The following is a 22,225-nucleotide window of genomic DNA, read 5'->3' as shown; positions in this document are numbered from 1 at the left end:
CGTAAAGATAGACCTGCTGGAAGTTGGCCCGCTTTCGCGTGAGATACTATTTCAATCCCTATCCGTCCTCATTACAAGGTCGGCATTCGCTTTTTCCAGCGTTCCTTACCCGCGTTTCTATCGGCTTTCCTTGCGGTCAGCTTTCCGAGTATACGGAGAGAGCGCGGGCTTACCACGTTTCACGTAATCAACCGTGTAGGTTAGGTGCCGCCTATCCGCCGGCAGTCCTGTTTGTCCATGTGTTCCCAGCTTACAGGGGAACATCCGACTGCACACCTTTTGGTTCAGGCTTATCAGCAACTTTAGCCTGGTTCCCACTAACGACGTTTAACAGCGATTCACTTACATTCACCATACTACACAAGCCAAGCTCCCCAGCCGGATGTTGCTTCCAGCTTTTCGCCTCTGCCTCGCGGTTTCGGCTTGACCCTTTCGGGAGGGCTACCTTTTCTCGTCATGCTGCCTCACGACCGTTGCCAGCCGCTTCGGTAACGATAGGCTACTGCTAATGGAATAACAGGTTCGGTCAGTGCCGAACAGTTTAATTACGCGACCTCGTGTCGCGCATAAGCCAGCGGATTGTATTTCATGGATTTTCGGAAGTTTATCAGGTTGAGGCACTTGATACGGTATTTCTTCCGTTCCAGGAAAGCGCCGATCTCCGGCAGCAAGGTTCCTTTCGGATCAGTGCAGACATAGGACGAATGAGCTTGCAGCAGCGACGGCTTACAGAAGAACCGCGTCTTGCCGCTGCCGGAACCGCCGATCACCAGAATGTTTTTATTTCTGGCATATTTCGGCTGCTTTGGGCGGCTCGCCATCGTGATTCGCTCCGTCTGCGTCATGGGGATGTTCTGGAAAAAGTCCTTGTCCATGTAGGGAGCGATATCTGCCGCCGTACCCCAACGAGCAGAACCATACTCGATTCCGTGGCGGTATTTCTTAGCGTTTTTGCCTTTCAGGTAGACCGCCATGCGAAGGACCACCGCACCGGCTATGCCGATCAGCAGGTCCGTGGGATGGAAACTGAGCCACGGTGAGGAAAATGCTGCCGTGAAGCCGTCCCCGATAGAAAGCAGCTTGCCGGAGAGGTTAGCACCGGGCGCAAGCCGGAAAGCCTGTGCCAGCTTATCGAAGGGATACACGAACAGAAGATACGGAAGGTTCAGCAAAATCAGTTTTTTCATATTCATCTCTGCACGCTCCGATCTTTGACCTTTACTTTCTCCCGGTCAATGGTGCGGTGTTCCGTTTTCTCCGCCGCCTGTTCCTTCGCCTGGGTCAGCCGCTCCCGGATGGATGGCTTTTCCTCACGGCTCATTTTCCGGCTGGCAAACTCCTGAAACGCCGCTGTGATGGCGTCTGCGTCCCGGCTTTTGAAAAAGACCAGGTAACGGGGCTGCTCTGCGGAGGTGTCTTTCTTCAAGGCAAAATCCACATGGTATTTCTTCGCTACACGGGAGAAAGCCTTGATATTCTTGTCACTGATCTCGATATTGGCAAGACCGGCGTTCTGGCTGGCAAGCTGTTTAAGGCTCTGCCTGCCGCGGTAGATTTTGGGCTTCTGGCTTTTCTGGATTTCCTCCAGGAATTTTTTGACGGCCTTTTCAAAGACCTGCTCGCTTAGCTTGGCTCCGTCAACAATGAGCGTTACAGCGCCCCGCGTTACTTCCTCCTGCATTTAGCCTCGCCCCCTTTGCCCGTCCCCGTACATATCGTGCTGCACCAGGGAAGAATAGTAGCTGTTGATGGTGGTCGGGGCGTTATACAGCGCCGCCAGAAGGTATTTCTTGATATTGCGGACATAGGTGGTGTTGTCCTTCATACAGTCCATGACATACTGAACATGGGAGCTGTCCAGCTTCATAAACCGGGACTTTACCACCTCCGCCGGATAATCGTCTCCGGCAATGCGGATGACTTTGCGGGCAGAACATACGGTATCCACGATCAGTTCCGTGATCTCGTCCAGCATCTCATGGTCAACGCGGTCGCTGTTCTTCCAGAAGTCGTACTCGATATTCTCCAAAATCAGTTCCCGATAGCTTTCTCTGGCTCCCATCCGATCCATTCCCATCCTTGCCCCTGCGGGGGTAGGGGGATTTGATTGGATAGGATTTGATATCTCCGTACTTGATAAATCAGTTCTTGATGGATCGTTACTTGATCTATCTTTATTTAATTGGGCGGGTTCTTCCTGAACAGGCGTGACCAATGTTGGGTTTGCCTGTACGGGATTTTCCCGTATAGGTTTTTCCTGTGCAGGTGTTGGCTCTTTAGGCTGCTCCAGAATGGTGTACTCGATCGAACCAAGCTGACCGTTTGCGCCTCTCACGCGCTCACGGATCAGATAGCCGTGTTCCTCCAACTCTCGGATGCCGCCGCTGATACTGTCGATGCCGTCCTTGCAGATACGGGCAAGCCCCTTCATGGTGTAGTCCCAGTTCTCTGGCAGGGACAGCATGAGGGATAGAAGTCCCTTTGCTTTCAGCGACAGGGACATATCCCGCAGATGGTGGTTTGACATGACCGTGTAATCACGGGTCTTTTCGATACGGAAAACTGCCATGCCTGATACCTCCTTCCTCATGGTTTGAAAAGTGTTGATTTTCGGTGTTTCCTCCGTCTGTATCTCTCCCATACCCTTCACATGGGAAAACATCCATGCCCCTTTCGGTTCGTGGCACAGAGGGGAAGGAACAGCGGATTTTCCACCTTTTTTGATACAGTTTTCAGTTCCCTACAATTCACGGTCTTTGTGGTCATAGCGGAGGTTGCCAGCTATGACCTTCGCATGGTTCTTTATTTTGATAAATCCCTTGTCCTGGTTCTCCAGGGCCTTTCCGTATCCGGCTTCGGTCAGGAACAGGCGCATTTTATCACCCTTGTATCCCATGGGGGACTCATGGGAGAGGACGTCAAAGACGATCATGTGGCGGGTATCGGGATCGAACCGCTCCAGGGCCATGATATCGTGACCGGTCATCTTCTGGGCACCGGATTGCTGCCTGGCCTCCGCCAACATTGCCCCGATAGTCCTTGCCTTGCCGGGCAGACGGTAATTCTTCTGAACATCCCGGATCACATCCATGCACTCCTTATCGGAGAGAGGACGGAGCTTTTTCAAAAGGCCTTCCGCCGTGTCCTTCATGGCCTTGTCAGGTGCATAGCGCCAGGTCATGTAAATCTCATTCAGAGCGGCCCCCTGGCTGGTGCCCTCGACCTGATAGATCATCCTTTTTTCAGCTTCACTTAAATTCATTTATCCGGCTCCTTCCTAAAATGGGCAATAAAAAAGCCACAGGTTTTTTATGCCTGCGGCTTGTGCCATGCTTCGCTTATGTGGGAGCGGAAGACAACAGAAAAGGGATACCATTCGTGAAAATAGTATCCCTGCTCTGTAAACTTATTCAATTTTTGATGGTTGCATTGTCTGTCACTGTCCACAAAGCCTTGATTTTACTTGTTTTTCTCAACCATCCTTATCAAAGCCTTGCATTTGATGACTTTTTCAATGCAGGAAACTGGGATATGGGCGGTGACAGAATCTGGATTGCCCCGGAATTTCCTTTTTTCACCAAATCCAGGGAACACTTTAAGGAATCTTATACTGTACAACCCGGTATTGACCCTGCAGACTATCATATTTCCAGTGAGGCACCAGGGCTGATAGAACTTAGTTCTCTGCTCCAGGCAGATTTATATGAATCCAGTTGGAAACATAAGCGTTTTCATATCCGCCGCCAGATCCGTCCGCTCTCAAATCCTCTTTCGGCATCCTGCGTTTTTTCCGATCTGGTCACAAAGGTTTCCTATTGTGGTTTTCAGGAGCATATCTATCTGGAAGATTTTACACCAGACGCTCCCATGCCTCTGGAAATCTGGAATCTTTTCCAGGTACGTCCAGGCGGAACCTTTCTTATCCCTTATCGCGGAAAAACTCTGGACTATGTGGACTACTATGCCCCTTCTTCAGGAAATGTACTGTCCTTTGAAAATGGGCTTGCCAAAGTAAAGGTTCATTCCCATGAAGAACATAAAATAGGCTTTAAGGCTTATCAGACTCATGGAAGGGTGGGATATCTGTTAAAGCTTTCCGAAAATCAATGGACACTGCTGATACGAAACTATTACAACAATCCTTCTGATCCGTATATCAAGGAGCCTTCTGATACCCCCGGACAAACCGGCTGTTCTCTTTTTATCTATATGAACGATACCAGAGACGATGGTTTCGCAGAACTTGAAACAACCAGCACTACTTTCGGATACCCAGACAGCGGTAACGGATATATGGATCTGGATTTCTGGTTTTTCACCGGGACTTCAGAAAATATACAGCAGATTATTGACCTGCTACTTTAACCAGTTCTTGTCCTTCCTTTTTCCTGATGGTATAATGTATTTTATCAGGTTATTTATAGGGAAAAGGAAAAATATAAAATGAAAACACAAAAAAAAGCCTCTCCAGGCAACGGTAAAAACAGCAAGGCTAAAAACCAAAGAAAACAATCCGGGCATTCCGGCAGATTTGCAAAATCCCTGCTGCTTACGGAGGGTCTTCTGATCGTTCTGGCAGTTATGGTTTTAATGGGCATTCAGCTTTGGCAGAAAAGTAATCCTGCTTCTGCAGCTTCCGCTGTGCTTAAGGATCAGGCAGATGGTCTGAACCTTGTTCATGCATCGGATCCCTCAGCCAGATCTGCAAAAGCTGCTCAGAAAAATAGCAAGGACAGCTCTGGAGATACTCCCAAAGGGCTGCAGCCGGAAGCTTTTGCTCCCCACTGCACTGAGTCTACTGCGCCCTCCAATTACATACAGACTACAGAGATCAATATTGATGGGACTACACTGACCGATCCGTTAAGCTATAAGCCAGATCAGGAGATTTGGTTTGGAAAAGGCAGCGAATATACAGATGTAGATGGCATTGTTACCTTTCGGGGCAATAATTTCCGTGATAACCCTGTTTATGGAACTGCTGATATGAAGAAGAATAAGCTTACCAGCCTTTGGTCTTCCAAAACCAGTTCCATTACTTATAATGGTGCCACCTGGTCTGGCAGCGGTTGGACCGGACAGCCGTTAATGATGAAATGGCCTAAGAAAGTGAAAAAGGCCATGAATATGTATGACTGGGCAAAAGAAAAGGATGATCTTGTGGAAGTCATCTATGCTTGTATGGATGGGTATGTATATTTCCTGGATCTGGAAACCGGAGAAGCAACCCGTGACACACTGAATCTTGGTTTCACATTTAAAGGTTCCGGTGCACTTGATCCCAGAGGATATCCGATTCTGTATGTTGGCGCCGGTTATGACAGCAATCAGGGTACAGCCCGCGTCTTTGTGGTAAACCTTCTTGATTGTTCCGTAATGTACACCTTCGGGAACAATGATCCATTTTCCCTGCGGGGAGCCTTAAGCTATTTTGACTCTTCTCCACTTGTAGATGCAGACACGGATACACTGATCTATCCTGGCGAAAACGGGATTCTTTATCTGATCCGTCTGAACACACAATACGACCAGGAATCCGGTACTCTGTCCATCAATCCGGATCATATAGTAAAATGGCATTATTATGGGAACCGTACCAGCGTTGCGTCCTACTGGCTTGGCATGGAGGACAGTGCCGCTGTATATGGCGGATATCTTTTTGTCACAGACAATGGGGGCAATCTGATGTGTCTGAATCTGAATACTCTTCAGCTTGTCTGGGCTCAGGATACACTGGATGACTCCAACTCCACTCCTGTGTTATCCATAGAAGATGACCATTTGTACCTTTATGTAAGCACTTCTTTCCGTTTAGGCTGGAGAAGCAGCAGCTCTGCTGAAGTACCGATCTGGAAGATTGATGCAAAGAACGGCCATATCATATGGAAGACTTCCTATGAATGTTACTCTGATGATGGTGTATCCGGTGGTGTGCAGTCAACCATTGCTTTAGGAAAAAAGAAGCTGTCTGACTATATTTATGTAACCGTAGCCAAAACCGGTGCTCAGTATGATGGTGTACTGGCTTGTCTTGATAAAAAGACCGGTGAAGTCAAGTGGGAACATAAAGCATATTATGCCTGGTCTTCTCCTGTATGTGTATACAATTCTGATGGTTCCGGTAAGGTGCTTTATTGCAGTTGTGGTGGAAAGGCTTATCTTCTGGATGGAAATTCCGGAAAGCTTCTGGATGAGAATGAAATTTCCAGTGGAGCGATCGAAGCATCACCAGCTATATACAATGATTATATGGTTGTGGGAACCCGGGACTGCAGGATCTGCGGCCTGAAATTAGAATAAAATCAGAATAAGAGAATGAAATGAAATAACCATTGAACAAAGTGTAGTTAAACTGAACATTATCAGTTCTGCAGCTTTTTCAATGGTTATTTTGGTTATTTGTTATTTATTTACCTGTATATGGGTTTACGTGTACCATACAGTGTTTTACATCCTGGAAGGTATTCTCGATCATGTGATGTACTCTTTCTGCAATGGCATGGGCATCATTCAGGCTCTGCTGCCCATCTGCAGAGATCTCCAGATCCACATATATTTTGGATCCAAAGAGCCTGGTCTGAAGAACATCTACCCCCTTTACCCCTGGTACTTCCAGAACAGCCTGACGCATCTTGTCTTCTGTTTCCTCATCACAGGAATGATCTACCATCCTGTCTATGGCATCCTTAAAAATATCAATTGCTGCTTTCAAAATGAAAATACAGATCACCACGCTGGCGATAGGATCCATAATAGGACAGCCAAGCCTTGCGCCTAAAATACCAACAAAAGATCCAACAGAGGACAGGGCATCGGAACGATGATGCCATGCATCAGCCATCAGTGCACCGGAACTTATCTTTTTCGCCGCTGCTCTGGTATACCAAAACATCCACTCCTTCGTCACTATGGAAACAACTGCAGCTATCAGGGCAAGAAGTCCCGGCTCCATTATCTTCTGCCCTTTGGAGCCAGCAAGAATGCTCTTTATCCCACTCATGCCGATCCCCACACCTGTGGCAAAAAGCAGTCCTGCCAGAATAATCGCAGACACACATTCCAGCCTTTCATGGCCGTACTGATGCTCTGCATCTGACTTCTTGCCGGAAAGCTTCACTCCAATGATCACCACGATCGTACTGATCACATCAGATGCAGAATGTACTGCATCTGAAAGCATAGCTCCTGAATGAGCCAGAATACCTGCAAGAAGTTTAAACAAGGATAAAACCAGGTTCACTGTAATACTTACTCCGGAAACTCTCATAGCAATCTTCTGTTGAGTTTGGCTTCCATTTTCTTTGTTTTCCTGTTCCATAATAAGACCTCCTAAGCAATACAAAATGGTCTCTCGTTATGGCACATACATTAAACCACGCAGCGCATCCACAGATCTGTCATTCCTTTTAAAATAAAAAACACACCTGCGGAACATACACTGTCCCACAGATGTGCAATAAGTCTCACATCCGCTGCCGCTTTATGCAGCCCGGCCCCATGCCAGAATCGGCATCGCCTGCTCAGTTTGTACTGTTGATCTCGCATTCTGTTTCTCAATAAGAATGTAATGCAGTGCAAAGAGATTTAAATAATATTACATCAAGCATATTCTTCTGTCAAGAAAAAAAATTCAAGAATGCCTGTTATGAAACAATATTCTGCAGCCAGACTCCTTTTTTCACAAGTGCATATCCTACTACGCACTTCAGCAGATCTGCTGTCTGCACTGCTGCAAAAATCCCGATGATGGGCAGCTGGGTATACCGGCTGAGCACATAAGCGATAGGAACGCTGATGCACCATACGAATACACTATCAAAAAAGAAAGTGATGATGGTCTTGCCACCGGAACGCAACGTAAAATAGGCTGCATGCAAAAAGGCGTTGGCTGGCATAAATACAGCCATTACCATAATAAACTGTACAGCCAGTCCCCTTGCTTCCTGATTTGTATTATAAAGCCTTGGAAAAAATGGTGCCAGCACCAACATTAAAAGGGCAACCCCAGTACAGCAGAATACTGAAAAAGCGATCATCTTGTTGTCTGTATCCCTGGCTTTTTTCATATCCCCGGCTCCCAGAAGCTGTCCTACTACAATGGCAACTGAATCTCCCAGAGCAATAAATACAATGTTAAATACATTATTTATGGTATTGGAGATATTCTGCGCAGCCACCACATTCAATCCTCGCAAAGAATAACATTGCGCCAGCATAGCCATTGCACCGGCCCACAAGGTTTCATTCAGAAGAAGCGGTGTTCCCTTGACCAGGATCTTCTTAGTAAGAACAGCAGGCACCTTCAGTGTACTGTACAGACCTTTTGCAAAAGGTGCTCTCTCTTGATGTGTATGGGTCCATCCGATCACAATGGCAACCTCCACATATCTGGAAAGTACGGTAGCAATGGCTGCTCCCTCTACTCCCAGTTTTGGGAAGAAAAATTTACCATAGATCAGAAAATAATTAAATACAAGATTTACAACGACTGCAGTTACACCGGCTTTCATAGGCAGCACTGTCTCACCACATTCACGAAGGGTACTGGAATATATCTGTACCATCATAAAAGCAGGAAGTCCGAACAGCATGATTCTAAGATAATCAAGGCCATATCCCTTGGTTGCTGCCAGCGCCTGGGCTGTCCCCTCTCCATTCAGGTACATACCGATCAGAGAACTGCCGCAGGTGATAAAAAGGCAAAATGTAATCACAGTCAATCCAATTGCCAGCCACAGCTTATACCGGAATGTCTGCCGTACACCCTCATGGTCTTTCTGTCCAAAATACTGAGCCGTAAATATACCGGCCCCGGAAACACCGCCAAAAATGCACAAATTATAAACAAAGAGCAGCTGATTCACAATCGCTGCCCCTGACATCGGCTCCGTCCCTACCCGGCCGATCATAATATTATCCAGCATACTCACAAAATTCGTGATCCCATTCTGGATCATAATAGGCACCGCTACAGCCAAAACCATTTTATAAAAGGCTTTATCACCGATAAACTTCTGTCGAAAGCTCATCCTCATCCTGGTTCCTTCCATTTTATTTCCTCCTTGCACATAGTATCTGCTATACTACATGATACCAGTAACAATTGCAAGCATTTTCGCACATAAATAAAAAGATACAGTAAAATAATCATTAGCAAATCTATCATAATTTGCCAAATATTATTTTACTGTACCCAAATTGATCCAGCACCGATTATTTGTTGTTTTGCTGCTGGATTTTCCGGGACAATTCCCGTCCTCCCTGCTCCAGCCACTCTTCCACAAAGGTTTCAAAATAATCCATAGGCTTATTCCCCATAACCATCTGGATAAAGGCATTTTTTTCCAGATTCTGCAGGATCTGGGGTGCTTCTCCATCTGACTCTGCAAGATACTGGATCGTAGGCGGCTCATATCCATGATCTACCAAAAGGCCGATAGCTGAGATCCTGGATTTGTATGCAGCCCAGTCCTCTGCATTTACTGCTTCCCCTTTCATGTAGTTGGTAAGATAATTAGTACATGCCGTGTAATAAGACTCCTCCAGTGCGGAAAGCTTGTCCTCTGAGATCTCACGATTCATCGCTTTACGGATATCCTTAGTAGCCATATAAGTGGCATCATAATAATCCACATTGATCACAAGAGGCCTTGCGGTAGGATCTACATTCAATGCAAAATATCCATTCACTTCATCTGCATCATCTGCATCATATCTGCTATAATCAAACAGTACGCTGACGATCTTCATAACGATCTCCGGATGCTCATATCCTTTTCTGACCACCACATACTTATTGTCACTGAAAGAATTATAAAAATCTGTTCCATAATCCTTATCCCGCTGCACCAGATAATATGGTTCCCAGTCAGAATCCGGATTGTTCATCACTTCATCCATTAAGGGATTATTAGGAGTCCACCACAATCCAAAGAAAGCGCCGCATTTTCCTTCTAATACCAGATCCCTCAGATTATTCTGCTCTCTTAATGCAAAATTCTTATCAATGATTCCTCTTTCATACAGATCATGAATATAGGCAATGGCTTTCTTGGTGGATGCAGTAAGAGATCCATATACAATCTCCCCATCACTACAAATCTGCCACTTTCTGGGATGGGCTCCAAACAAATCAAAAATAGGATCTATGGAATAATTGGCACTGGTGGAGCCTACAAGAGCATTGTCACAGATCAGACCAATAGGCTCTTCCCCTTCGTCCGTTCCCATCCTGTTCTTTACAAAAGCTTCAATAATATCAAATGCATCATCCAGATTTTCAGGCTCCTCAAGCCCTAGCTGATTGATCCAGTCTCTTCTGAGCCACAAGAAGCAAGGGCCATGATCGATCACAGTTTCAGGCAATGCCATCAGCTTTCCGTCATAAGTACCGGATGCAAGAAGTGCCGGACCATAACTGTCATACATTTCCTTGATTCTGTCGGAGGCACAGGACTCGTATACTTTGGAAAGATCTTCGATCATATCATTTTCTACCAGAAGATTCAGTGTTTCCCGATCATTTACTACCATGATATCCGGAATATTACGATCCTGGACCAGTACATTGATTCCTTCATTGTACCGATCCTCTCTCTCCATGTATACATTCTCGTTCTGAATGTTCAACATTTTTTTCAGATACCTGGTATATTCATTGTCCTCATAAGTATCCCCTGAAGGCAGATTGGAATTACTGGCACCGTTTATCTGAGCCAGCGTATACGTAACCAGTTCCGGATACTTCCCATAAGATGTAGTTGCAGCTTTTTTCCATTCTTCTTCTGTGTCTGCCGCCGACTTTTTGGGCTCTTCTTTAACTTCAGGACTGCCGGTACAGCCTGAAAATGCCAAAACTGCACACGAAGCAACAATGGCAGCACAGATTTTCTTACTAATTCTCACTTTGTAAAACTCCCTTCGGAATCCGCATTTCCACCCGGGTTCCTTCGCCTTTCTTACTATAAATACGGATCTTATGATCCTCTCCATACAAGAGACAGATACGGTCATTTACATTTTTCAAACCATATCCTACAGCCTGATATGTAACCAGGGTCTCCGCTTCTGCCTGATCCATACCTGCTCCATTATCTTCTACCATCAGAAGAACATCATTTCCATCCTGTACAAAGGAAAGCTTCAGGATCTTTTCCCCTTCTTCCTTTACATCTAGACCATGCTCCAGTGCATTCTCTACTACAGGCTGAAGCAGCAGCTTGGGAACGATCTCCCCCTTTACATCAGGATCGATCTTCCATTCTATTTTAAAATCATTGTCGTGCATAACCAGCTGAATTTCCAGATATGCTTCAATATTCTGGATACAGCTTTCAACTGTAACCATATCTTTGCCTTTGCTAAGAGCGGTACGATAAAAGGTGGACAAAGCCAGTGTTACCCTGCTGATCTCAGTCTGGTCACTGCGGATCGCCATCCAGTTGATAATAGAAAGGGAATTATACAGGAAGTGAGGATTGATCTGTGCAGTAAGTGCTTTCAGCTCAAACTCCTTCAAAGCGATCTTACTTTCATAAACCTCCTTAAACAGTCGGTTGATCTCATCCATCATGCTCTGGAAGCCTCGGATCAACAGTCCTACTTCGTCTTCAGAGTCGCTGTATACTGTAACCTCACGCACCCCCTGGCTTACCTGGTTCATATTCTCTGTAAGTTCTTCGATCTTCCGGGTAAAGAGCCTTGAAAAAGAAAGTCCCAGTGCCAGGATCAATCCTGCACAGATACAGATCAGCGGAATCTCACTGATCAGGATCTGAGATACAGTACTGTCTATCACGGACTGCGGCTTGTACAAGAAAAAATGCCAGCCGCTTTCCTCACTAAGGCTGTTTACAGAAGCATATTTCTTGTCAAGGGCAGCAACAATCTGAGCACTGTTCTTTGCTTTCTCCAGAATTTCATCCTCAAAATTCTCTTTTCGATAAATAATATTTCCATCACTGTCCAGAATCATGCCGCCGCATTTCTCATTAATGATATTTTCAAAGGGTTGAAACAACTTATCATAATCCAAGGTCACACAAAGCACTGCTTCTACGTTCGCTCCACGGCAGATCTTACGCACAGCTGCGATTTGAGACAGTGAGCGTTCTACCAGCCACTGGATCTTCATATCATCTGAAAGCCTGTCGTTCCACCACTCCTTATCAATCTGTGCCAGAGGCACCAAGGTGTACTCATGGCGCACCTTAATACTCTCCGCAAATAACTGGATCTGAAGAATGGCATCATGATAAGACTTTGGAACTGAAAGAAGCGGATCAGCGATCTCTGTATATTTCTGGTATGCAATATAATTATCAATATCCTTTTCATTGATGATCTCTTCAATATCCGGTGAGTAGGTCAGGTAATTCAGAAGACTGGAGTATACTTCGATCTGGCTGTCAATCCCTTCCCGGGTCTGCTCCAGCATAGAATTCATATCCTCCACTGCATTTCTCCGGCTCATACTGCTGATCCGTATATGACTGTACCATGCCAGGATCACCATAGGAACCAGACTGGCTACTACCAGAAGGATCGTCAGCTTATGACGATATTTCATATTTTTAAATTTTCTTATCAACCCTGTCTGAAATCTCTTCATCCTCTCCGGTTCCTTTCCTGTAAGATTCCGGACTGCTTCCATAATATTCACGGAAGCTTCTGCAAAAATAAGATACATTGGTAAATCCGGTTTTTTCACTGACCTGTGCCACCTTCATGTTGGTGGTACACAAAAGCTCCTTTGCCTTTTCCATTCGCACCACACGGATATACCGATTCAGATTCATACCTGTTTCTTTTTTGAAAATAAAGCTAAGATATCCAGAGGAAAGATATACTTTCTCAGCCAATGTTTCCAGACTAAGATCCTCTGCATAATGCTGATGGATATAATTCTTAACAGCACCAACCTCATCTCTGGAGCCTTCCATGGAATTTTTCAGAAATTTCTCATATTCCTGAATATTCTCCTTGGTGATCTTAAGGATCTGTCCTATATTATTGCATCGGTACAGGCGGTCCACCTCCTGTTCCAGCCGTCTTTCTTCGGAAAACTGATTCTCCTGAAACAGTTCCTGGATCACATTGGAAAACACAAACTTCACATACATGGCTGAAAATTGAGTATTTTTCTGGTATTTCTCAGTAAGGCATCCAAAATGCCTCCATAAGGCCTCAATATCTTTACGACTGACATCTTCTGAGATTTTCTGCATCAGCTGAGAATCCTGGCGTTGTGCATTGCACATTTTCTCTTCATCTTCGTCAAAAGTAAAAATATGAACATCCGGATGATAGAACTTCTCTTCCATTAGCTGTTCCAGCTGTTCCAATACTTCTGGAAGTTTTCGACAGCCATCAAACTTACGGCTCACTGCCAGATGGAAATGAAGAGAGGTTCTTTGCTTTAAAATCTGATAAATCTGCTCCGCAACCAGGCGGTACTCACAATATTTGTCTCTGAACAAAAACAATGACTGCCTGGCATTCAGATTCAGATAAAAGTACTTTCTTCCTACCTCATTTTGCAATCCTTCTGCTGCAAAATCATCTGCAGTGTCAAAATAATCCTGATCCGTTTCCGCAAGAATCCCGCAATGCCACTGCTCCCAATTATTCAGATCTATAATTTCTCCTGCTTGCTCCAGAACCTCTGCCTTTCCGGAATACAGATAGCTTAGAAGAAAATACTGCTGAAGATAATTCTTTTCTTTTTGCTTCTGTGCATTCTGCTGATGCCTGTGAACTATCTTCTCCTGGGCTTTGGCAAGCACCTGGTGAAACCTTTCCGGATCCACAGGCTTTAGTACATAATCCAGCACTCCATATTGGATGGCTTCCTGTGCAAAAGAAAAATCACTGTATCCGCTGAAGATCACGATCTGAAGATCACTATATTCCTCTCTTGCCTTACGGCTTAACTCCAGACCATCCATATGAGGCATACGGATATCTGTCATCAAAAGATCCACCTTCTTGCTGTGCAGCACATCCAATGCCTGCTTCCCATTGGACGCCTCGCAGATTTCATAGTCTCCCTTTTCTCTCCCGATCAGGTATTTGATACCTTCTCGCTCAATCCTTTCATCATCTACAATTAAAATCCTGTACATTCAAGCACCCCGTCTATGATCATAAAATCCTGTAACTGTTCAGTATCTTTACAGTTACAAAAACTTTCGGTTAGTCAAATAAAGATAGTTCCCCGCATAAATGCATGGAACTATCTCTATTTTATCATTCAATGAACATCTTGAAAAGATTAAATTTGATTGAATAATACCAGTTTTATAATTCTATAGAACGGGCTGCTAATAAATCAGCCTTTTACTGCTCCTGCAACTACACCTTCAATGATATATTTCTGGCAAACCAGATACATTACAATGATAGGAATAATGTCGATCATAATACTTGCCATCATCGGTCCCATCTGTACATGTCCGTAGCTTCCACGGAAATACTGGATTGCCATAGGGATGGTACGGTACTTCTTAATATCCAGCACCAGTGTAGGCAGAAGATAATCATTCCATACCCACATCATTTCCAGAATTGCAGTGGAAATAATGGTCGGTTTCAGGATCGGAACCAGGATCTTGAAGAAAACCTGCAGTGGGCTGCAGCCGTCAATCATAGCTGCTTCCTCAATCTCCAGAGGACTTCCTTTTACGAAACCGGTAAACATAAATACTGCCAAACCAGCACCAAATCCAAGGTAGATGATGCAGATGAAATACGGATTGTTCAGACGAAGTGTATCTGCTGTCTTTGCCAGGGTGAACATAACCATCTGGAAAGGTACAACCATACTGAATACACAAAGGTAATACAAAATCTTAGAAAGTGCACCGTTTACACGGACAATGTACCATGCACACATGGAGCAGCACAGCAGGATCAGTGCTACAGACATCACTGAGATTACAAGGCTGTACCAGAAAGATGCAAGGAAATCCATCTGTGTAACACTGGCAACAAAGTTCTTAATGCCATTCCAGGTCTCTTCTGTAGGAAACTTAAATACCCCGGATGTAGTGATTGCTGATTCAATCTTCAGAGAATTGAGCAGGATCATTACGATCGGATAGATCCAGGCCACAGAGATAATGGAAAGGATAATCGTAGGCACAATACTTTTTTTCTTTGGTTTATCTGCAATAACTTTATTCTTTGCCATTATGCCTGCACCTCCTTAGATGATGTTGCGCGAAGCTGTACCAAAGCAATAACAATTACAAGTACAAAGAATACAACTGCTTTGGCCTGGCCGATGCCTTTCCACTGTGGGCCGCTTCGCCCATAGAATGTATCGTAAATGTTCAATGCCAGCAACTGGGACTGCTTGCCCGGATCACCACCTGTCAGGGACAAGTTCTGGTCAAACATCTTGAATCCATTAGTAAGGGTAAGGAATGTACAAATAGTTACAGACGGCATGATCATCGGGATCTTGATCTTAAACAGGATCTGTCTGGAAGTAGCTCCATCAATCTTGGCTGCTTCGATAAGATCCGGAGATACGTTGTTAAGACCAGCAACATAAATGATCATCATATATCCGATCTGCTGCCATAAAAGCAGTATGATCATTCCAATAAATCCGTTTCTGGCAGATAACTTCAGCAGCGGCTGTCCCCACATGGACAGAAGACCATTGATCAAAGTCTGCCAAATATAACCAAGCACAATACCACCAATCAGGTTCGGCATAAAGAATACTGTACGGAACACATTAGTTCCTTTGTAACCTTTTGTCAGTGCAAGTGCAACGGAAAAAGCAAGTACATTAATAAGAATACTTGAAACAAATGCAAAAACAACCGTCAGCCAGAATGCATAACTGAAGTCTCCGCCGATTAAAATCTTCTGATAGTTGGCAAGGCCAACGAAAGTCACATCTTTAACTGTAGTAAATTTACAAAATGAAAGATAAATACCCCAGATGAAAGGCCATAAAAAACCAATGATAAACGCTGCAAGTGTTGGTAACACAAAGACAGGCCACCACTTTTTAAGAGATTTTCCTACCATCTCTGCTCCTCCTACTTCATTTAATTCCTGTGTGCCTGCAGTTTCTGCACTCCAGGCCCTCTTTTCGTAAGACTACGTCTTTCATGTGGAAAGGGGAGGCCATACTTACTGCCTCCCCCTTCTCTTTACACCAACATCCAAATCCTTGAAAGGTTTTGGATATACTTTACACAAATTACTCAGTCAGAGCTTTCTCTGTTGCCCATCCGTCAACGAATGCAGATACAACATCATCCCAGGAACCACCAGCTGCATAAGAAGTAAGAGCTGTACCAACACCGTTCTTCCACTCTTCAGAAGGCATTGTTGTAAAGTTCCATGATACAGGTGTCAGACCAGCTTCTGTGTATTCCTGATCCTGTTTAACAAATACGTTTGTAGATTCTGCAGCTGTTTTGAAAGGAATTGTGAAGCCCATATCCTCATTCATAGCCTTTGTACCTGTCTCAGAAGTTACACACCAGTTCATGAAATCCAGTGTTGCCTGAATATCTTCTTCAGATGCTTCTTTGTTTACACACCAGTAGTTCTCTGTACCTGTTGCAAGTCCTTCGTTCTCATCATCTACACCAAAGTAGATCGGGATCATAGCCAGCTCGTCATCGCTGAATGTTTTAGACAGCTCTGCATACTCCCATGTACCATTCTGATAGAATACTGCTTCGCTATTGATGAACTCATTACGGGAATCATCAGCTGTCTTAGCGGAAAGATCAGCACCGTCACATGTAGAATCTGTGATGTACAGATCAAATACATTCTTGTAGTTGTCAAGATATGTACCTTCGATTGTGTCTGCATCATCTACGCCTTTATCTTTGTACTCATAGTAGAGTGGAAGGTTTGCAAGATGTGTCTTGAATCTCCAGTCGGAGGATCCGTCCATACCTGCACATGTGAATGCACCTTTGATACCAAGCTCATCTTTTCTTGCCTGGATATCATCAGCAACTTTCTTCAGATCATCAAAACTCTTGATGTCGTCCAGTGTGTATCCAGCTTTCTCAAGAAGAGTTTTGTTTACGATCAGGCCATAAGTCTCGATAACATATGCAATACCATCAACAGCGTCACCGTCTTTAACAGTGTAAGTATCGGAAGTAAGCTGTGAATAGATATCGGAATCTTTCAGATCATAGCAGTAATCTTTCCAGCTTTTCAGTCCAACCGGTCCGTTTACCTGGAACAGAGTAGGAGCATCGCTCTTAGCCATCTCAGACTGAAGAGTTGTCTCATACTGTCCGGAAGCTGCTGTAACAACCTGTACATCTACACCAGTCTCCTCTGTGTAAGCTTTTGCAAGGTTCTGCCAAGCTTCATCAGCTTCTGGTTTAAAGTTCAGATAATATACCTTTCCTGTAGCATCGTCTGCCATTGCCGGTACAGCCGGAATCATGGATGCTGCCATAACTGCTGCAAGTCCCATTGCCATTGATTTTCTCATCTTCATTTTTTGTCTCTCCTTTTCATGAGAATCATTTTTGGTCGGATCCTTAACAGATCCGCTGCGTCTTATACGCTGAATCCGGGATGTTCAACCACCCCCGTTCACGTTGATTATATTTTATAGCTTTCAACCCAAATGCACTATATTAAAATTTCAAGAAATATGTTCTTTTTTCATTTTTTATAAACAACGTATGTTTTTTTTTACATGTTTATGTAATTTTTGTCAAATACATACAGGAAAATATATCAAAAATAATCGGATATATAAGGAGTCTGCTGTTCAATGGCATCTTCCAGCATGTCAATAATATGCTCACCAGCCTTTAGCCGCCCAATCCTGGCCAGATAATCCGGGCGCTTATATCCCATCAGCATGGTGGTCATTGTCTGGATACTGATCTGATCCTGGCAGGGCTGACTGATCCGCTCTGCCCATCCTTTACCTTCTCTGGAGATTTTTAACAGGAAAGCCCCCTGATTACACTCCATTACAGGATCTGTCAAAGTAAAGCGCCATTCTCTTTCAGTAATGTCCGGTTTAAAAGGATACTCTGCCACAAAAGCTGCAAAATCCACGATTCTTCCCATATAATATGGGGAAATCACTTCTTTGATCTCCGCATCTTCCAGAAGAAACGCCAACGGTTCATCTGTGTAGGTATCTCCTTCTACCTGATTGATCATAGAAAAATGAGCCGATACAAAATTCCATAGACCGGTTCTGGCTTCTTCATTGTTAAAAATCATATCTTTGATATGAAAAACCTCATTCTCAATCCAATAGATCACATAACCATCCGGCTCATCCTGTGCATTGTAATAGATAGCTGCCATAATATCATCCCGATCCCACAGCCAGTATTCATTCCAGGCAAGGGAATCACGGATAATGGCTCCATGGGTATGAGCTGCATATCGGTCATATGTATCCTTCAGTTCTTTGCTGTCAGTGTCAACTCTGCGTACATCACCTGATACCCATTTCTTCTTAGGCAGCTGGTAATCCTTAATCTCATAAGAAATCTTGTCTGAGATCAGCTCCCAGCCTTTTCGTCTGTAATAGGGAATGGAATAAGGATAAAGATAGCAGATATACTGTTTCTTTTTCCGCATATTTTCCAGAGCCTGCTCCAGAAGCCTGTGCATCAGCCCCATATTTGTGTATTCCGGATAAGTGCCCACTCCTGTCAGTCCGCCCATGGAATAGGTCTTTCCAAAAATCTGAACCTTCATCGGGTAAACGGCCACCTGAGAAACCAATGTGCCATCATCAAACCAGCCAATCACATCAGCCCGTTTCATGGTAGGGAATTTTGCCCTGATGATCTCCTTTTCTTTCCATCCTACAGAATTCAGTTCCTGGTCTGTAACCTGAAATACATAGCGAAGCAGTGCATTGTACTGTTCCATGTATTCAGGTCCTACCGGTCCCATTTTCAGATTTTTCTTATTCATAATAATTTTCTCTCCTCGTATTGCAATATAGAAGGGGACACTGCATTGCAGCATCCCCTTGTATATTACATGGATTCTCAGGCTTTTCCAACGGAACCGAAGATTTCCATTTTTTCTTTAACTGTTGCTTTAATTGCTTCATATCCAGGAGCAAGAAGCTTTCTTGGGTCAAATCCTTTACCCTGCAGATCTTTGCCTTCCTCGATATACTTACGTGTAGCTGCTGCAAATGAAAGCTGACACTCTGTATTTACATTGATCTTAGAAACACCAAGATCGATAGCTTTCTTGATCATATCTGTAGGAATACCTGTACCACCATGAAGTACTAACGGCATGTCGCCTGTAAGCTTCTGGATAGCATCCAGAGTCTCAAAGCTTAAGCCCTGCCAGTTTGCAGGATATTTACCATGGATGTTACCGATACCTGCGGCCAGGAAATCAATGCCAAGATCTGCAACCATCTTGCACTCGTTAGGATCTGCACACTCACCCATACCAATAACGCCGTCTTCCTCGCCACCGATAGAGCCAACCTCTGCCTCAAGGGACATGCCATGCTCTCTTGTGATCTTAACAAGCTCTTTTGTCTTTTCTACGTTCTCCTCGATTGGATAATGAGATCCATCGAACATAATGGATGAAAATCCTGCCTCTACACATTTCAAGCATCCGTCATAAGTACCATGGTCAAGATGAAGGGCAACCGGAACTGTGATATTAAGTTCCTCCATCATACCGTTCACCATTCCCACAACGGTCTTAAATCCTGTCATATATTTACCAGCACCCTCGGAAACTCCCAGGATAACCGGGGAATTCAGCTCCTGTGCGGTAAGAAGAATGGCCTTTGTCCACTCAAGATTGTTGATATTGAACTGTCCGACTGCATAATGGCCGGCCTTTGCTTTCTGAAGCATCTCTGTAGCACTTACTAACATGATAAATTCCTCCTATCTTTCTGGGTACAGTCTTTGCACCCGTCTAAGATGTATTTTAGCAGATTTTACAGCTTTCGTCTATATTTTTACAAAAAATATTATAATTGCACTGTATCGCTATTTCGCCGTTTATTTCTCTGACACAGTATCATCACATTTATGATACAGGATCATCGCTCCAAAAGCCGGCATTGGCACATGTATCACACCTGCATTGGCAATATAGCTGTATTCCTCTGTTGTAAACCCATCCCTGTAGGTCAGAAGGATTCTTTTAAGGGTTGCTTCCTCCAGACGGCTGATACCTGTCTGCCATACCTCGATCTCCACATCCCGGTCATAATCCCGGTTATTCAGAATCACGATCATCTGTTCATCATTGGAGAAACGGCCATAGCACAAGCCTTGATAATCATTCCAGAGGAACTTCAGGGAGCCTTCCCGAAGGAATCCGTATTCTTTATGGATCCGGATCATCACCTTGTGGAAATCAATCAAGCTTTGATCTTCCCTTCCCCATGGATAAGTACGACGGTTGTCCGGATCTGTAAAGCCGCAGACTCCTGCCTCATCGCCATAATATACGGTAGGCGCTCCAGGCCATGTCATCTGAACGGCCACTGCTTCTCTCATAATTGCAGGATTGATCCCTGAAGATGCAGCTTCTGCTCCTGCATATGAGATCCTGCCCACCCTGTGGTTGGTCCTTGTAAGGAACCTGGAATGATCATGATTGGAAAGCTCATTCATAGCAGTGTAAAAAGCAGACATATGAAGGGAACGCATATGATTCTTCATTGCACCAATAAATGCATCACTGTTGCCATACAGATCCTGCCTGTACTCATCACTGTGCTTTTCCATACCTGTCAGGAACCAGGTTAAAGGCTCCATAAATGCGTCATAATTCATAACTGTATCCCACTCGTCACCCATAAGCCAGCTTTCAGGATTGCCATAATGCTCTGCCAGGATGATTGCTTCAGGATTAGCTTCTTTTACTGCCTTGCGAAAATCCTTCCAGAACTGATGGTTAAACTCATTGCTGTGTCCCAGGTCGGCAGCCACATCCAGACGCCAGCCATCTACATTGTAAGGAGGTGAAACCCATTTTTTGCCGATCTCAAGTACATAATCGTATAATTCCCTGGAGCCTTCATAATTCAGCTTGGGAAGTGTATCATGTGCCCACCATCCATCATAAGAAGGATTGTAAGGCCAGCGGTTCTGATCATAAAAACTGAAGAAATTGCGGTAAGGACTGTCAGCCGAAATATAAGCTCCCTTAGGATAGCCTTCCTGATTCTCATAGATCCGCTCTCTGTCCATCCATTTATTAAAGGAACCGCAGTGATTAAATACTCCGTCCAGGATGATCTTCATGCCACGCTTATGAATCTCCTCTGTTAGCTGTGCAAACAGTTGGTTGCTGGCTTCCAGATTTCTTTTGTCTGTTACACGGCGGATATATTTCCACGCATGTGAATTGTCCCTATCCCCGTTCTGTAGAATTCCCTCGTCTGTGTCCTCTACAATCTTTCCATAATGAGGATCAATATAATCATAATCCTGAATATCATACTTATGGTTGCTTGGGGAAACAAATACAGGATTCAGATACAGAACTTCCACCCCAAGATCCTGAAGATAATCCAGCTTATCCAAGATACCCTGAAGATCACCACCATAAAATTCCCGGACGCCCATTACTGCCGGAACCTTTCCCCAGTCATCTACGTGCACGCTTACATCCCCAATATAAGAGTATTCTCCGGTTGCCACGTCATTGGATGGATCCCCATTATAAAACCGATCAACAAAGATCTGATACATCACTGCACCTTTGGCCCATGCAGGCGTATGATAACCTGGGTATATTTCAAACTCTGTCCGTTCTTCCGAGTTGACTGATACTCCTTGATAGGTGTAATAACATGTAACCCATCCATATACAACTTCAAAATGATATCTGAATATATCTTCTCCCATCTTGATCTGTGTTTCATAATAATCAAAGCCATTGAAGGAAGACCATATCTCCATCTCCTGCCTCACATCACCATAAACCAGATACACTGCATCCACATTATTTTTCTGGGTACGAAACCGTATCTTTACAGTGTCACCCGGCATTGGTTCTGACGGACATCTGTAATACTCAGACCCATCGCTGAACAGCGCATCCTTATTCAAGACAGGCCGCATATTTAATACGTATTGCATATTTTTCATTACATCCGCTTTTTCCCTTTTCATTACTCAACCTCTTTTCCGTTGTAGTTACCGGGTCAAGTGTCTGCTCTTTGCAGTTTTCCAAGATGTCCGGTACAAAGTAA

General features: G+C 44.3%; 16 protein-coding genes, 1 pseudogene and 1 riboswitch. Of the genes and pseudogenes, 2 read left to right on the top strand and 15 right to left on the bottom strand.

The annotated features are described in order from the left end of the window. Positions 1–554 precede the first annotated feature (554 nt). From G5B11_RS11065 to G5B11_RS19595, 4 genes and pseudogenes are all read right to left on the bottom strand, one after another. A pseudogene (locus G5B11_RS11065) lies at positions 555–1,193 on the bottom strand (type IV secretory system conjugative DNA transfer family protein); the annotation flags it as partial. After that, on the bottom strand, positions 1,190–1,681 hold the full coding sequence (locus tag G5B11_RS11060; protein WP_154238319.1) for a PcfB family protein: 492 nt from the start codon (positions 1,679–1,681) through the stop codon (positions 1,190–1,192). The pseudogene G5B11_RS11065 and the gene G5B11_RS11060, both read right to left, overlap by 4 nt. Further along, positions 1,682–2,569 (bottom strand): DUF6017 domain-containing protein, encoded by an 888-nt coding sequence (locus G5B11_RS11055; RefSeq protein WP_173728218.1) that lies wholly within the window; start codon positions 2,567–2,569, stop codon positions 1,682–1,684. It abuts the gene before it with no gap. A 171-nt stretch (positions 2,570–2,740) separates the two neighbouring features. Further along, positions 2,741–3,262, bottom strand: a complete 522-nt coding sequence (locus tag G5B11_RS19595) for a DUF5720 family protein (protein WP_173728199.1) — start codon at positions 3,260–3,262, stop codon at positions 2,741–2,743. Positions 3,263–3,531: 269 nt separating this feature from the next. Here G5B11_RS19595 and G5B11_RS11045 point away from each other — a divergent pair, with 269 nt between their 5' ends. After that, positions 3,532–4,365 carry a DUF6786 family protein gene (locus tag G5B11_RS11045; RefSeq protein ID WP_173728197.1) on the top strand — a complete coding sequence of 278 codons (834 nt, stop codon included), beginning with the start codon at positions 3,532–3,534 and terminating at the stop codon, positions 4,363–4,365. Positions 4,366–4,443: 78 nt separating this feature from the next. After that, the gene (locus G5B11_RS11040) at positions 4,444–6,300 is read left to right on the top strand and encodes an outer membrane protein assembly factor BamB family protein (RefSeq protein ID WP_244092987.1); all 1,857 of its coding nucleotides are present in this window, start codon (positions 4,444–4,446) and stop codon (positions 6,298–6,300) included. A 106-nt stretch (positions 6,301–6,406) separates the two neighbouring features. Here G5B11_RS11040 and G5B11_RS11035 read toward each other — a convergent pair whose 3' ends face one another. The 11 genes from G5B11_RS11035 to G5B11_RS10985 form a co-directional block, all read right to left on the bottom strand. Next, entirely contained in the window at positions 6,407–7,318 is a 912-nt protein-coding gene (locus tag G5B11_RS11035; RefSeq protein WP_158420143.1) for a cation diffusion facilitator family transporter, read from the bottom strand. Positions 7,319–7,436: 118 nt separating this feature from the next. Then, a riboswitch (NiCo riboswitch) is annotated at positions 7,437–7,534 on the bottom strand. A 109-nt stretch (positions 7,535–7,643) separates the two neighbouring features. Next, positions 7,644–9,050 (bottom strand): MATE family efflux transporter, encoded by a 1,407-nt coding sequence (locus tag G5B11_RS11030; RefSeq protein WP_244092986.1) that lies wholly within the window; start codon positions 9,048–9,050, stop codon positions 7,644–7,646. Positions 9,051–9,213: 163 nt separating this feature from the next. Next, a complete protein-coding gene (locus tag G5B11_RS11025; protein WP_330603125.1) occupies positions 9,214–10,905 on the bottom strand; it encodes a hypothetical protein in 1,692 nt (563 codons plus the stop codon). After that, complete coding sequence (locus G5B11_RS19590; protein WP_244092990.1) at positions 10,895–12,568, bottom strand: sensor histidine kinase; 1,674 nt, start codon at positions 12,566–12,568, stop codon at positions 10,895–10,897. Before G5B11_RS19590 ends, G5B11_RS11025 begins: the two co-directional genes overlap by 11 nt. A gap of 4 nt (positions 12,569–12,572) precedes the next feature. Continuing rightward, on the bottom strand, positions 12,573–14,123 hold the full coding sequence (locus G5B11_RS11015) for a response regulator transcription factor (protein WP_173728195.1): 1,551 nt from the start codon (positions 14,121–14,123) through the stop codon (positions 12,573–12,575). Positions 14,124–14,329: 206 nt separating this feature from the next. Continuing rightward, a complete protein-coding gene (locus G5B11_RS11010) occupies positions 14,330–15,190 on the bottom strand; it encodes a carbohydrate ABC transporter permease (protein ID WP_158420138.1) in 861 nt (286 codons plus the stop codon). Beyond that, positions 15,190–16,044, bottom strand: a complete 855-nt coding sequence (locus G5B11_RS11005) for a carbohydrate ABC transporter permease (RefSeq protein ID WP_173728193.1) — start codon at positions 16,042–16,044, stop codon at positions 15,190–15,192. The genes G5B11_RS11010 and G5B11_RS11005 overlap by 1 nt, the downstream gene beginning before the upstream one ends. 175 nt (positions 16,045–16,219) lie before the next feature. After that, the gene (locus G5B11_RS11000; RefSeq protein WP_158420134.1) at positions 16,220–17,494 is read right to left on the bottom strand and encodes an ABC transporter substrate-binding protein; all 1,275 of its coding nucleotides are present in this window, start codon (positions 17,492–17,494) and stop codon (positions 16,220–16,222) included. Positions 17,495–17,739: 245 nt separating this feature from the next. Beyond that, positions 17,740–18,948: a GNAT family N-acetyltransferase gene (locus G5B11_RS10995; protein ID WP_173728191.1), complete on the bottom strand. Its 1,209-nt coding sequence runs from the start codon at positions 18,946–18,948 to the stop codon at positions 17,740–17,742. A gap of 77 nt (positions 18,949–19,025) precedes the next feature. Beyond that, positions 19,026–19,889: a class II fructose-1,6-bisphosphate aldolase gene (gene fba / locus G5B11_RS10990; protein WP_173728189.1), complete on the bottom strand. Its 864-nt coding sequence runs from the start codon at positions 19,887–19,889 to the stop codon at positions 19,026–19,028. 129 nt (positions 19,890–20,018) lie between these two features. Then, positions 20,019–22,145 carry a glycoside hydrolase family 13 protein gene (locus G5B11_RS10985; RefSeq protein WP_173728187.1) on the bottom strand — a complete coding sequence of 709 codons (2,127 nt, stop codon included), beginning with the start codon at positions 22,143–22,145 and terminating at the stop codon, positions 20,019–20,021. Positions 22,146–22,225: the final 80 nt, after the last annotated feature.

Origin of the sequence: Blautia glucerasea (genome assembly GCF_013304385.1) — a bacterium.
GTDB lineage: Bacteria > Bacillota > Clostridia > Lachnospirales > Lachnospiraceae > Blautia_A > Blautia_A ammoniilytica.
This window is presented reverse-complemented; position numbering and strand designations above follow the sequence as displayed.